This window comes from Aquirufa sp. ROCK2-A2 (genome assembly GCF_054558485.1).
The window spans coordinates 539,816-553,302 of record NZ_JBPXKA010000002.1 but is presented as its reverse complement, the minus strand read 5'-3'; the positions used below and the strand labels follow the sequence as shown (position 1 = coordinate 553,302).

The 13,487-nt window shown below is 39.2% G+C and carries 9 protein-coding genes, 1 rRNA gene and 2 other annotated features; of the genes, 2 read left to right on the top strand and 8 right to left on the bottom strand.

Features of this window, described 5'->3' with window-relative positions; all coding sequences use genetic code 11:
- Window positions 1-152: a sequence feature (23S ribosomal RNA rRNA prediction is too short), on the top strand.
- Between the two features lie 101 nt (window positions 153-253).
- Window positions 254-2,517 (top strand) — a sequence feature (most likely nonfunctional fraction of RNA operon).
- Between the two features lie 85 nt (window positions 2,518-2,602).
- A 5S ribosomal RNA gene (gene rrf, locus V7S76_RS05470) occupies window positions 2,603-2,714 on the top strand.
- 475 nt (window positions 2,715-3,189) lie between these two features.
- Here rrf and V7S76_RS05465 read toward each other — a convergent pair.
- The 5 genes from V7S76_RS05465 to V7S76_RS05445 are packed head-to-tail and all read right to left on the bottom strand — an operon-like array spanning window position 3,190 to window position 9,780.
- On the bottom strand, window positions 3,190-3,828 hold the full coding sequence (locus V7S76_RS05465; RefSeq protein WP_459509052.1) for a hypothetical protein: 639 nt from the start codon (window positions 3,826-3,828) through the stop codon (window positions 3,190-3,192).
- Window positions 3,829-3,883: 55 nt separating this feature from the next.
- Window positions 3,884-4,303 carry a Fur family transcriptional regulator gene (locus tag V7S76_RS05460; protein WP_459509051.1) on the bottom strand — a complete coding sequence of 140 codons (420 nt, stop codon included), beginning with the start codon at window positions 4,301-4,303 and terminating at the stop codon, window positions 3,884-3,886.
- Window positions 4,304-4,305: 2 nt separating this feature from the next.
- On the bottom strand, window positions 4,306-6,114 hold the full coding sequence (locus tag V7S76_RS05455) for an ABC transporter ATP-binding protein (protein ID WP_459509050.1): 1,809 nt from the start codon (window positions 6,112-6,114) through the stop codon (window positions 4,306-4,308).
- A 1-nt stretch (window position 6,115) separates the two neighbouring features.
- Entirely contained in the window at window positions 6,116-7,156 is a 1,041-nt protein-coding gene (locus V7S76_RS05450; RefSeq protein ID WP_459509049.1) for a gliding motility protein GldB-related protein, read from the bottom strand.
- Window positions 7,156-9,780: a valine--tRNA ligase gene (locus V7S76_RS05445; RefSeq protein ID WP_459509048.1), complete on the bottom strand. Its 2,625-nt coding sequence runs from the start codon at window positions 9,778-9,780 to the stop codon at window positions 7,156-7,158. The genes V7S76_RS05450 and V7S76_RS05445 overlap by 1 nt, the downstream gene beginning before the upstream one ends.
- Before the next feature lie 203 nt (window positions 9,781-9,983).
- On the opposite strand from V7S76_RS05445, the gene V7S76_RS05440 reads away from it, so the two are divergent.
- Window positions 9,984-10,430: a sterol desaturase family protein gene (locus V7S76_RS05440; protein ID WP_459509047.1), complete on the top strand. Its 447-nt coding sequence runs from the start codon at window positions 9,984-9,986 to the stop codon at window positions 10,428-10,430.
- Between the two features lie 133 nt (window positions 10,431-10,563).
- On the opposite strand, the gene V7S76_RS05435 is transcribed toward V7S76_RS05440, so the two are convergent.
- Genes V7S76_RS05435 through V7S76_RS05425 form a run of 3 tightly spaced genes read right to left on the bottom strand, consistent with a single transcriptional unit; the run spans window position 10,564 to window position 13,474 of the window.
- A complete protein-coding gene (locus tag V7S76_RS05435; RefSeq protein WP_459509046.1) occupies window positions 10,564-11,814 on the bottom strand; it encodes a sulfate adenylyltransferase subunit 1 in 1,251 nt (416 codons plus the stop codon).
- Window positions 11,815-11,832: 18 nt separating this feature from the next.
- Window positions 11,833-12,765, bottom strand: a complete 933-nt coding sequence (gene cysD / locus V7S76_RS05430) for a sulfate adenylyltransferase subunit CysD (protein WP_459509045.1) — start codon at window positions 12,763-12,765, stop codon at window positions 11,833-11,835.
- Between the two features lie 16 nt (window positions 12,766-12,781).
- Entirely contained in the window at window positions 12,782-13,474 is a 693-nt protein-coding gene (locus tag V7S76_RS05425) for a phosphoadenylyl-sulfate reductase (RefSeq protein ID WP_459509044.1), read from the bottom strand.
- Window positions 13,475-13,487: the final 13 nt, after the last annotated feature.

Sequence of the window (13,487 nt, the reverse complement as noted above, 5' to 3'; positions counted from 1 at the left end):
ATATCGATTTTATAAATGAACATGAACTGTCTGGGAAGGCGGGCCGTAGGAGGTGAGAGCCCTGTAATGGTAAGTTTATTTAATTGTAGGAGTATCCTGAGTAGGGGGGGACTGGAGAAATCCCCTTTGAATCTGCCGGCACCATCCGGTAAGGCTAAATACTACCAAGAGACCGATAGTGAACTAGTACTGTGAAGGAAAGGTGAAAAGTACCCTGAGTAAGGGGGTGAAAAGACCCTGAAACCATACGCTTACAAGCGGTCGGAGCCCTTTCGTGGGGTGACGGCGTGCCTTTTGCATAATGAGCCTACGAGTTACTTTCACTGGCGAGGTTAATCACGTAGACGTGAGCAGCCGGAGCGAAAGCGAGTCTGAATAGGGCGCTTAGTCAGTGGGAGTAGACGCGAAACTTTGTGATCTACCCATGAGCAGGTTGAAGCTCCGGTAAAACGGAGTGGAGGACCGAACCAGTTTACGTTGAAAAGTATTTGGATGACTTGTGGGTAGGGGTGAAAGGCCAATCAAACTGAGAAATAGCTCGTACTCCCCGAAATGTTTTTAGGAACAGCCTCGGGGTCAAGTTTTAAGCAGGTAAAGCTACCGATAGGACTAGGGGGAGTCAAATCCTACCAAATCCTGACGAACTCTGAATGGCTTAAAATATACCCGGGAGTGAGGGTTGGGGTGCTAAGGTCCCAATCCGAGAGGGAAAGAACCCAGACCAACAGCTAAGGTCCCAAAATTTTTACTAAGTTGAACTAAGGAAGTCTGATTGCAGTGACAGCCAGGATGTTAGCTTGGAAGCAGCTATTCATTTAAAGAGTGCGTAACAGCTCACTGGTCGAGCGAGGCGGGCATCGATAATAAACGGGCATCAAGTAAAATACCGAAGCTTTGGATTATATTTATATACTGGTAGGGGAGCATTCTGATCTGCGGAGAAGGTGAAGCGACAAGCTTTGCTGGAGCGTTCAGAAAAGCAAATGTAGGCATGAGTAACGATAATGAGGGCGAGAAACCCTCACGCCGAAAGACTAAGGATTCCTCAGCTATGCTAATCAACTGAGGGTTAGTCGGGGGCTAAGGGCCTAGCGAGAGCGACAGCCTAATGCACAACAGGTTAATATTCCTGTACTTACTTAATGGGCAATTAGATGACGGAGAGAATGGGTTACCAGATACTGACGGAATAGTGTCTTAGAGAGGCGGCAGCAATGCCAAACCGAGTGTAGCGAGTAATCTTCCAAGAAAAGTTTATGCGCATAACTGTTAAGTAACCCGTACCGTAAACCGACACAGGTGGTCGAGAAGAATATTCTAAGGCGCTCGAGTGAATCACGGCTAAGGAACTCGGCAAATTAACCCTGTAACTTCGGGATAAAGGGAGCCACGAGCAATCGTGGCCGCAGAGAAATGGCCCAGGCGACTGTTTAACAAAAACACATGGCTTTGCAAAATCGAAAGATGACGTATAAGGCCTGACACCTGCCCGGTGCTGGAAGGTTAAGGGGGGATGTTAGCTGCAAGGCGAAGCATTGAACTGAAGCCCCAGTAAACGGCGGCCGTAACTATAACGGTCCTAAGGTAGCGAAATTCCTTGTCGGGTAAGTTCCGACCTGCACGAATGGTGTAACGATCTGGGCACTGTCTCAGCCGTGAGCTCGGTGAAATTGTAGTAACGGTGAAGATGCCGTTTACCCGCAACGGGACGGAAAGACCCCATGAACCTTTACTATAGCTTAGCATTGAGTTTTGGTACTGGATGTGTAGGATAGGTGGGAGGCTGTGAGCCGGTGTCGCTAGGCATCGGGGAGCCAACGTTGAAATACCACCCTTCTTGTACTGGAATTCTAATCCGTTAAACGGAGACATTGCTTGGTGGGTAGTTTGACTGGGGTGGTCGCCTCCAAAAGAGTAACGGAGGCTTTCAAAGGTTCCCTCAGCACGCTTGGTAACCGTGCGTAGAGTGCAATAGCAAAAGGGAGCTTGACTGTGAGACCGACAAGTCGATCAGGTACGAAAGTAGGATATAGTGATCCGGTGGTTTAGTATGGAACAGCCATCGCTCAAAGGATAAAAGGTACTCTGGGGATAACAGGCTGATCTCCCCCAAGAGCTCACATCGACGGGGAGGTTTGGCACCTCGATGTCGGCTCGTCACATCCTGGGGCTGGAGAAGGTCCCAAGGGTTCGGCTGTTCGCCGATTAAAGTGGCACGCGAGCTGGGTTCAGAACGTCGTGAGACAGTTCGGTCCCTATCTGTTGTGGGCGTAGGAATATTGACAGGTTCTGACTTTAGTACGAGAGGACCGAGTTGGACTGACCGCTGGTAAATCAGTTGTTCTGCCAAGGGCATAGCTGAGTAGCCACGTCGGGACCAGATAAGCGCTGAAAGCATCTAAGTGCGAAACTGACCTGAAGATGAGTATTCCATGAAGGGTCCGTGTAGACGACACGGTTGATAGGCTACAGATGTAAAGGCAGTAATGTCAAAGTCGAGTAGTACTAATTACCCGAAAGCTTACTATTTTTTAATTAATTGAAATGCTACTACTATTTATTTTTACTCACAATATGGAAAAAGGCTAAGCCTTGCAAGATTTATGGAGCCGATAGGACGGGTGTTCACCTCTTCCCATCTCGAACAGAGAAGTTAAGCCCCGCACCGCTGATGATACTGGGATCAAACCCGGGAAAGTAAGTAAGCTCCAAGTTATTAACATCAAGCCAATCCAGTAATGGGTTGGCTTTTTTTGTGGCCGGAAGAGAGAAGAGAGAAAATGAGAAGAGAGAAAACGAGAAAAGAGTGAAAACACGCTCGGCTCTTCAGAGTATGATGCTGTCGATAGATCTTAGAGTTCGATTTCTATTTACTTTTCAAATAGTATTTAATTTACTCTCTTTTCCCTTAATCGTTATTTTCGTTTTAGTGTGTTATACAAATGATATAGTCCAGCTAGAATTCCGATGGTTGGTAGAATCGTAAAGAATATCAATATTATCTTCTACCATTTAACAATTCTTCATAAATTATTCCCGTACTTCAACCACCTACTGTTAATAATATGCTCAAAAGGAAATTGTCAATTTTGTCTTCAATTGTTTATTTACTAATCCCTCGATCATTGTGACTTAGTTTAGCCAACTTATACTATCCAGTTAGGAAAGCAATTAGTAACACAGATTTGTCTATTTCTGGCTTTTTCTTATCCAATATATAATACCAGTGGTACCTACTATGGTTGGACTAATCCAAAAGAATAACGAGTTTGTTTGTAATGCTACTACCAAAAATGCCGTGGTTGTAGCAATATAGGCTCCTACCATTCTACCTATATGGATGGCTAACCAACTTTTTTTATTCTGATGATGTTTATGAAAATTTCGAAAATCATTAACGGATAAAAATAGACCAAAGCCGCCAAAGAATGCGTATAATACGCTAAAACCGATAGCTTGAATTATTCCTAGAATGCCCAAGGTTATCATGATTAGTGATATCAAAAACATACCTCCTGAAATGATTTTGTCTACTATTTCAGCTCCCGTTTTAATTTTTGATTGGAATGTCAATGCTCTATTCCCTGATAAAACCAAGTAGATTGTAAATATGCCTATCGAAAATAAAAAGGTGTTTTCATGATTGGGCATTTGCGCTATTACTAAACTTATGATTGAACTGATGATCATGCTATAACTGAATATTCGGCCAGTTTTGCGATGAACATTTGCACCTTTTTTTACGATGATACTCAATGCACCGGTGATTAAACCAATTGCGCCAAAAAATGCATGAAAGTATATTAGATTTTGTATTAGTTTTTCCATGTTAATCTGCTTTATGTTAGGTATTAATTCTATATTCTTATCTCATAACGCCTAATTACCCACAATTCCCACAAACCCCCTGAATCAATAAATTGCTTTCTTGTTTGGTGAATCCTATGGGTAAGGTAATTTTGGGGATATGGACATCCTCTAGGCAAGTCGTTTGACCGCATTCGTTGCACTTGAAGTGAACATGGTCGTGCTGATGCGAATGGTCGTGGTTATGGCATAATTCCTTGCATAATGCGTATTTGGTGCCTCCAATGTCATCTAAAACTTTATGTATCAATCCTTGTTGCAGGAAACTTTTTAAGGTTCTATATACGGTCACACGGTCGAATTGAGAACCTATGGCTTGTTCGATATCAAATTGACTTTGTGCATAATCAACTCCTTGTAAAATGCCTAAAACGGCCGTTCTACATGGTGTAGCTCTTAAATCAAAATCCGATAAGCTTAGTTCTTGTTTTGCCATTCCTATGCCTGCAAATGTTCCGTTTGCAATTTGACCATTTTTTGATAAACTCCCTTTCCTTTTGCCAATAATTCTTCATGCGTTCCAACCTCCACAATCTTCCCTTCCTTCATCACAATTATTTGATCCGCAGAACGAATGGTAGACAATCTATGCGCAATAATCAAACTCGTACGGTTTTTCATCAATTCTTCTAAGGCGATTTGCACCCATTTTTCCGACTCTGAATCCAAGGCCGATGTGGCTTCATCCAATAATAAAAATTTAGGATCTTTTAAAATCGCCCTAGCAATCGCTATACGTTGCCTTTGCCCTCCCGATAATTTAACTCCTCTTTCGCCTACCATGGTTTCCCATTGCTCCGGAAATCCTTCAATGAATTCTTTCGCATAAGCCAATTCTGCTGCTTTTGCTATTTCTTCAAAACTAGCATCAGGTTTTCCATAAGCAATGTTTTCGCGTATCGTGCCGCCAAATAACAAGACTTCCTGCGGTACCAATGCCACCATTTTTCGCCAATTTTCTACCGACAATTCTTGAATGTTTTTTCCATTCAAGGATATACTCCCAGCATTGGGTTCATAAAAGCGCATGAATAATTGTGCCAAGGTCGATTTCCCTGTTCCCGATGATCCCACAATGGCCACTTTTTGTCCGGGTTGAATGGTAAAATTGATTCCTTTGATGATTTCTACTTCCGGTCTGCCTGGATAAGAAAAATGTAAATCTTTGATTTCAATTTCACCAAACTCAATGGTATTTTCTCCATATTGTTGAACCAATGATACCTCTGAAGGATCATTCAAAATTTCTAAAATACGATCTGAGGCACCAATGGTTTTTTGTAATTGAGCATATATATCTCCCAATCCGCCGACTGATCCGCCAATGAAGGCCGTGTAAAAAATAAAGGTTAATAATTCTGCCAATAATAAATCGCCTCGTGCTACCAATTGTGCACCATACCAAACTACACCGACAATCCCTCCAAATAAAGCAAATATGACAAAACTGACAAATCCACCTCGAAAGGTTGCTGCCTTTAAGGCTTGCGTTACCACCTTTTCCAAAGATGCCCCGTATCTGGCCACTTCCCATTTTTCATTGGTAAATGCTTTGACTGCTTGAATCGATTGAAAGGTTTCCTCTACAATAATATTCGTTTTGGCTAGTTCATCTTGTGACTTTTTGGAAACCTTGCGAATGTATTTTCCGAAGATCAAAGCCGCCACCACCAAAAGAGGGAACGTCGCCAACATAAATAAAGTTAGTTTCCAAGATAAATAGGTGATCAAAGCGATTCCCCCAATAAGTGTAAAAATCTGCCTAAAAAATTCTGCTAAGGTCGTTGATAATACATCTTGTAATTGAGTAATGTCTGAGGTGATACGACTCATCATTTCACCTACTCTGCGCTTTTCAAATAATGCGATGGGAAGTGTAATGATTTTGCCATATAACGTTTGACGGACGTCTCGCATGGCTTTTTCAGAAACCTGCGTGAAGGTATAGATTCTAAAAAAAGATAGAATGGCTTGTACAATTAAAATACTAAAAAAGAATACTGTGACTTCATTGATGTGGTAGCTGGATTTGCCTTCCATCACCTTGGTCATTTCACCAATTAATAGCGGAAAGCTTAAGGTGGTTAAATTTGATAAAAAAAGAAAAGCCATTCCTAAAGCAAAAACCCATTTATATGGCAGGATGAATTTAAAAACCTTGATGGTTTTTAATAAGCCTTCTTTATTAACTTTTGTAGCATCTTTGGGATCAACCCCTTCGCCAAATTTCTCGTTTCTTTTTGCCATATTATTCTTCTTCCTTATCAGCTTTTCCTCGATAGCCTGAACCTTGTAAAATGACTGTTGCATCCTTCATGTTCATTAGTTGAACCAAGGATTTACCAGCATTTTTTTCTTGATATTTTTTTACAATGGTATAACCAAGCCATCTTCCAATGGATCCTGGACAAGCGGGGCCTATTTCGGTTGTTTTCGGTCGCTCACCCAAATATTTGGTTTTGGTAAATTCATCTTGCTTGTACAACAAACTTTTATCAATAAAATGTTCCCAAATCAAAGATTGATAAGCTTCTGTTTCGGCAATTTCTTGACTCGAATAGCCAAATAATAAGCTATCTGCCAAGTTGGGCATTATTTTTTTGGTGAAATTATATCCTTTCCCATACCAAATCATATCGCTCAACAAAGTGCTGTTTTCCGTTTCGTGTAAATTGAATTTGGCAGAATATAATAAGATTATTTGTCCAACAATTGCCTCTGGAGACATTCTGCGCATTTGATAAGCATAGGTATTGGGTGGTAAGTAAAGACCTTTATTGCCCATGAAATAATCTAAACCAATCACTATTAAACTATCTGAAATGATCAAATCTTGTGCAGGGAATTGACCAATTCCTCCGAAACCTGAAAATACGGTTCGAATTTTTGGTATTTGAGTACTTGGATAATTATTTTTAATCTGTTGAAAAGCGTCGGTTAAGCCTTGTTCCAATCGACGATTTCCATAATAATTATTTTGTTGGGATTGAAGATAGAATTTGTTCAATGCTGGATTTTGAAACAAAGAGAATAACTTTTCAGCCAATTTTCGGGAATCACTTTTCCGAGTTTGAAAATAACCCTCTAGCACATCTGAATTGGCTTTTAGTAAACTGTCAAGTGAATTTACAGACCCACATTTGGCGATTTCTTGGTCCAAGCGTTTGAAATCCAATTGAATTTTCACTACCTCTTTCACCGCCTCTTCGTTTTGCTTACGCTCGCAGGAAATCAATCCTGTGAAAAGTAAGCAAATCAAAAAAACGATAAATAGGTGTTTAACTATCATTAGGACAGTCTGGCTAAAATTTCCTTCAATGAGTTTATTTTTGTTTCAGCGTCTTGTAACTTTTGACGTTCACGTTCCACTAAATCTGCTTTGGCATTTTGAACAAAACGCTCATTAGCTAACTTGGCTTCCACCGATTTTTTGAAACCTTCCAAATAAAACAATTCCTTTTCTGTTTCTGCTTTTAATTCTTCTGGATTTACTTCTTCTTCCAATGGAACAGCAAATTGATCGGATTTAACCACAAATGTTTGTGCATCAGTGATATTTTCTTGACTGAAAGTTACTTTTTCTACATTCGCCAACTTCATTAAAATCGCTTTTGTCGAATCATATGCTGCTTCATTCGAGGTTTTAATGAATAAATTCAAAGCCAATTTAGGCGAAAGTTGTTTGGCATTTCTGATTTCACGGATTTTCGTAATGATCTCAAATAATTGATCAAATTGTGCGACTAATTCTGAATGAACGGAATTGGCTTTTGGGAAATCAGCTACGCAAATACTTTCATTTGCTTTTCTATTTTCAATATTTTGCCAAATTTCTTCCGTGATAAATGGCATATATGGATGAAGCAAACGCATTAATTCATCAAATAATCGAAGTGTATCGCTTAATGTTTCAGAATGTATCGGACTTTGATAAGCGGGTTTGATGATTTCCAAGTATTTGCCACAAAAATCGTCCCAGATCAGATTATAAATGGCTAATAAGGCATCGGAGATACGGAATTTGCTAAAATGATCCTCCACATCAACGATGGTTTGTGACATTTTTGACTCAAACCATTGAATCGCTAAGCTATGTTCCGGTAAGTTTTTGCCATCGATAACTTCCAAGCCTTTCATCAAACGGAAGGCATTCCAAATTTTATTGGAGAAGTTTCTGCCTTGTTCGCAGAGTTTGTCATCAAATAATAAATCATTTCCAGCTGGTGCTGAAAACAATAGACCCGACCTCACTCCATCTGCTCCGAATTTTTCAATTAAGTCCAAGGGATCAGGAGAATTACCCAAGGATTTGGACATTTTTCTGCCTTGCTTATCTCGAACTATACCTGTTAAATAAACATTTTTAAAAGGTAATTCTCCTCTCCATTCATAGCCCGCAATGATCATTCGAGCTACCCAGAAGAATAAAATATCCGGTCCAGTAACTAAATCGTTGGTGGGGTAATAATAGCTAATGTCTTCATTTTCTGGATTTTCTATTCCATCAAAAACTGAAATAGGCCACAACCAGGAGGAAAACCACGTATCCAACACATCAGGATCTTGTGTTAAATCCTCTTCTACTAAAGCAAATAATTGGTATTTTTCTCTGGCTATTTTTAACGCTTCATATTTGTCTTTCGCAACAATGACGGTCCCATCTTGCAAATAAAAGGCTGGAATTTGTTGTCCCCACCATAATTGGCGCGAAATACACCAATCGCGCACATTCTCCATCCATGAACGATAGGTATTTTTGAATTTAGCAGGATGCAATTGGATGTCATCATTCATGACATGATCCAAAGCTGGTTTGGCTAATTCCTCCATTTTTAAGAACCATTGCAAAGATAATTTGGGTTCAATCACTGCCCCTGTTCTTTCAGATGTTCCAACGGTCGATTTATATTCTTCCGTTTCTGTTAAAAAACCTTCCTCTTTTAATTGCTTTACAATTCTTTTCCTTGCCTCAAAACGGTCTATACCTACATAAATAACCGCTTTTTCATTCAACGTTCCATCATCATTCAAGATGTCTAAAACAGGTAATTTGTGTTTGATACCCAATTCATAATCATTTAAATCATGCGCTGGAGTAACTTTTAAACAGCCTGTACCAAAATCTGTTGTGACATATTCATCTGGTATGATACTTATTTCTCGATTGATCAATGGGATCAATACTTTTTTGCCGTGTAAATGAAGGTATCTTGGGTCTTCTGGATTGACACAAATGGCTGCATCGGCCATAATGGTTTCTGGGCGAGTCGTCGCAATGGTTACATGACCGGAACCATCCACCAATGGGTATTGAATATGAAATAATTTAGCTTGAACATCTTTGTAGATAACTTCCTCATCCGACAAAGCCGTTTTTCCTTGTGGATCCCAATTGACCATTCTAACCCCTCGGTAGATCAATCCTTTGTTATATAAACGAACGAACGTATCAATAACCGCCTGGTAAAGGGATGGCTCCATGGTAAAACGAGTACGGTCCCAATCGCAAGAAGCACCTAGTTTTTTTAACTGTTCCAAGATAATCCCGCCATATTTTTCTTTCCACTCAAAGGCGTGTGCTAAAAATTCTTCTCTAGAAATATCTTTTTTCTCGATGCCTTTTTCTTTCAGCATCGCAACAACTTTTGCTTCTGTCGCAATGGAGGCATGATCCGTTCCTGGAACCCAACAAGCTTCTTTGCCAGACATTCTAGCTTTACGAATCAATACATCTTGAATGGTATTATTGAGCATATGTCCCATGTGTAAAACACCCGTAACATTGGGTGGGGGAATCACAATGGAATAAGGTTCTTTGTTTGGATTTGGCTTTGAAGCAAAATATTTATTTTCAAGCCAATATTGGTACCATTTTTGTTCAATCTCCTGCGGAGCGTAGTTCTTATCAATCATAAAAGAAATGCTAATCCACCCTGAATTTTTGAGGGTATAAGTTCAATCTGCAAAGATAATTAGTTGTTAGGTATTAGTTGTTAGTTATTAGGTATTAGTTATTAATTTTGGGCAAAACATTTTAATACTTTTAGCCGTTTTCATTTATGTAACAATTTTATCCAATACTTAAATCTAATAGTTGAATTCAAATTTTATAAAATATGTTAAATCTCATTTTATTGTTGGGGACTTTTTTGACTATGGAGGGGGTAGCTTGGCTGACGCATAAATACATTATGCATGGATTCATGTGGAATTGGCATCAATCGCACCATGTGCACCACAAAAACCTGTTGGAAAAAAATGATTTGTTTTCTGTCGTATTTGGTATCAGTTCTACCTTAACGATCATTGTCGGCAGTGAATTTCCCGAATTTGCTTATTTGTTTTGGATTGGACTTGGAATAGCCACCTATGGCATTTTCTACTTTATTTTTCATGATATCATCGTACATCGTCGAGTGAAAATCAAATTTAAAGCTACGAATTCGTATTTGAAGCGCTTAATCAAAGCACATTATGTGCATCATGAGGTACATACCAAAGATGGCGCGGAAGCTTTTGGGTTTTTATATGCTCCGAAGAAATTTGATTCAGGTAATAGGTAAAAGAGAAGATAGAAGATAGAAGAGAGAAAACCTTTTACCTTACCTCATACCTCATACCTATTACCTATTACCTTTTACCTATTACCTTTTACCTCTTACCTCTTACCTTTTACCTTTTACCTAAAATTCATAATTAATCAACAAATCCCACTCCAACCGTTGAATTAGAAAATTCGTCGATTAAAATAAATGCTCCATTGGATGGATTTTCAGCATATTTGTCAGCAATGATTGGTTGGGCGGTTTTTAAATGGATAGTTCCAATTTCATTTAATTTCAAAGAATCGACTTGAGAATCAGAAGTTTGCGCAACAACATCTAGTTTTTCAGCTACTTGCACGATTTTCGCCTTTGTCAAATGAACCCCATGTTGCAATAAATAGGTTTTACCGGCACTTAATGCTTGATGATCTAACCAACAAATCTTTGCAGCAAAATCCTTCAATTGAGGCGCAGAGCTATCATTTGCCAATACCACCGTATTGCCTCTTGAAATATCCACATCATGATCCAAGGTAATCACTACCGAATCTCCCGCTTCTGCTTTCTCTAAAGTATCGCTGTATCTTTCAATACTAGCAATTTGACTTTCTTGACCCGTAGGTAACACTTTGATTTTATCTCCAATGTTAAAAGTACCGCTGGAAATTTTACCGGCATAACCTCTATAATCGTGGTGAGTTTCTGTTTTTGGACGAATCACCCATTGAACTTGGAATCTAGCAGGAGCCTGCGCCAATGTTTCAGCAAATTGGAAATCTTCCAATTCTCCTAAAAGGCTCTTTCCATTATACCAAGGCATTTTTTCCGATTGTTTAGTAATATTTTCACCAAACAAAGAGGAGATAGGTAAAAAGCTGATGCTTTGACCCTCAAAACTTGTTTGTTCGATTAAATTCGCAAGACTATTTTTGATGCTTTCAAACGTAGATTCTTGGTATTGGACCAAATCCATTTTGTTGATACAAATAATTACTTTAGGAATTCTCAACAAGGCAGCAATCGATAAATGTCTAGCTGTTTGTTCCACAATTCCTTGGCGAGCATCGATCAAAATCAGGGAAACTTTCGCGGTTGATGCTCCAGTTACCATGTTTCTCGTATATTCTACGTGGCCAGGAGTATCCGCAATGATGTATTTTCGTTGGGGAGTAGAAAAATAAATGTGCGCAACATCGATCGTAATACCTTGTTCACGTTCAGCTATTAAGCCATCTGTTAATAAGGACAAATCCAAAAAATCTAATCCTTTTCTTTTAGAAGCGCTTTCTAAAGCTTCAATTTTATCTTTGGTAATTGAATTTGTTTCATACAACAAGCGACCAATCAAGGTGCTTTTCCCATCATCCACGGAACCTGCTGTTGCTATTCGTAATATATCCATCTTCTTCTTTCTCTTCGATTAAAAATATCCTTGTTGTTTTCTTTTCTCCATCGCTGCTTCTGAGCGTTTGTCATCGATCCGAGCACCTCGTTCTGAAATTTCAGCTGATAATATTTCTTCAATGATAACATCAATATCACTTGCTTCAGAAGCCACTGCTGCTGTGCAGGTCATATCTCCAACCGTTCTAAATCGAACTGTTGCCTCGAATGGAATTTCATCCGCTTCTTTATTTAGGTATTCAGAATCTGCCCAAAGCATTCCATCCCGTTGTATCACTTGTCTTTTGTGCGAATAATAAATACTTGGGATTTCCATTTTTTCTTCTTTGATGTAATTCCAAACATCTAATTCCGTCCAATTGGAAATAGGGAAAATCCGAACATTTTCTCCTACAGCGATTCGCCCATTGAGCATATCGAATAATTCTGGTCGTTGGCGTTTAGCATCCCATTGTCCGAAATCATCGCGAACAGAAAAAATACGTTCTTTCGCTCTTGCTTTTTCCTCATCTCTTCTTGCTCCACCAATACAAGCATCAAATTTAAATTCCTCGATGGTGTCCAATAATGTGACTGTTTGTAAAACATTTCTGGAAGCGTATTTGCCTGTCTCTTCTTTCGCTTTCCCTTCATCAATGGAATCTTGCACATAACGTACGATCAATTCTGCACCCACTTCTTTGGCCAACCAATCTCTGAATTCAATGGTTTCTGGAAAATTATGTCCTGTATCAATATGAACCAAAGGGAATGGAATTTTACCTGGAAAGAAAGCTTTTTGAGCGAGTCGAACCAAAGTGATGGAATCTTTTCCTCCTGAAAATAGCAAAGCGGGACGTTCGAATTGCGCCGCCACTTCACGCATGATGTAGATGGATTCGTCTTCCAGTTTTCTTGGGAAATGTCCAATTTTTTCTTGAACTGTGCTAAGCGAAAATGTATTATTCATAATGTATAATTGCTAATTAGGCATGTAAACCACATTCTTTTTGGGAATTTTCCCACCACCATCTTCCAGCTCTTGGGTGTTCTCCTTCTGCGATAGCCCTGGTACAAGGTGCACAGCCGATCGAAATAAAGCCTTTTTTGTGCAAGGAGTTTTGTGGAATTTTATTTTCTGCCAAATAACTTTCTAATTTCTCAAATGTCCAATCAATGATCGGATTAAATTTCAATAAATTCCTTTGCTCATCCCATTCCAACATCGGCATGTTTGATCGGTTATCCGATTGTTCTGCTCTAAGGCCGGTGATCCAAACCTCAACTCCCTTCAAAGCTCTCGCTAAAGGCTCCATTTTACGAATGAAACAGCATTCTTTGCGGTTTTCTACCGACTGATAAAAAGAGTTAAAACCTTTTTCTTTGACCAGGGTTTCTACTTTGTCCGTTGTGGGAAAATAGGTTTCTAAGGATAATGGGTATTTTTTTATCGTTAAATCCATTAATTCATAGGATTCCTGAAATTGACGTCCGGTATCTAAAGTGAAAATACGAAAAGATAAATTTTGCTGATAAATAGCATAAGTTATCGCTTGATCTTCTTGACCAAAAGATGTGGAAAATGCAATTTTGCTAGAATCATATAATTGAGAGATTCTTGTCAATCGGGCCTCTAAAGATAGATTTTGTAGGTCTTTTTCTAAACTTTGGATATCCATTTTATTAAATTTT

What these genes read in the sequence shown, in the direction of transcription:
- V7S76_RS05465 (WP_459509052.1), bottom strand. Translation starts at nt 3,828, where the DNA reads ATGGAAAAACTAATACAAAATCTAATATACTTTCATGCATTTTTTGGC.
- V7S76_RS05460 (WP_459509051.1), bottom strand. Translation starts at nt 4,303, where the DNA reads ATGGCAAAACAAGAACTAAGCTTATCGGATTTTGATTTAAGAGCTACA.
- V7S76_RS05455 (WP_459509050.1), bottom strand. Translation starts at nt 6,114, where the DNA reads ATGGCAAAAAGAAACGAGAAATTTGGCGAAGGGGTTGATCCCAAAGAT.
- V7S76_RS05450 (WP_459509049.1), bottom strand. Translation starts at nt 7,156, where the DNA reads ATGATAGTTAAACACCTATTTATCGTTTTTTTGATTTGCTTACTTTTC.
- V7S76_RS05445 (WP_459509048.1), bottom strand. Translation starts at nt 9,780, where the DNA reads ATGATTGATAAGAACTACGCTCCGCAGGAGATTGAACAAAAATGGTAC.
- V7S76_RS05440 (WP_459509047.1), top strand. Translation starts at nt 9,984, where the DNA reads ATGTTAAATCTCATTTTATTGTTGGGGACTTTTTTGACTATGGAGGGG.
- V7S76_RS05435 (WP_459509046.1), bottom strand. Translation starts at nt 11,814, where the DNA reads ATGGATATATTACGAATAGCAACAGCAGGTTCCGTGGATGATGGGAAA.
- cysD (WP_459509045.1), bottom strand. Translation starts at nt 12,765, where the DNA reads ATGAATAATACATTTTCGCTTAGCACAGTTCAAGAAAAAATTGGACAT.
- V7S76_RS05425 (WP_459509044.1), bottom strand. Translation starts at nt 13,474, where the DNA reads ATGGATATCCAAAGTTTAGAAAAAGACCTACAAAATCTATCTTTAGAG.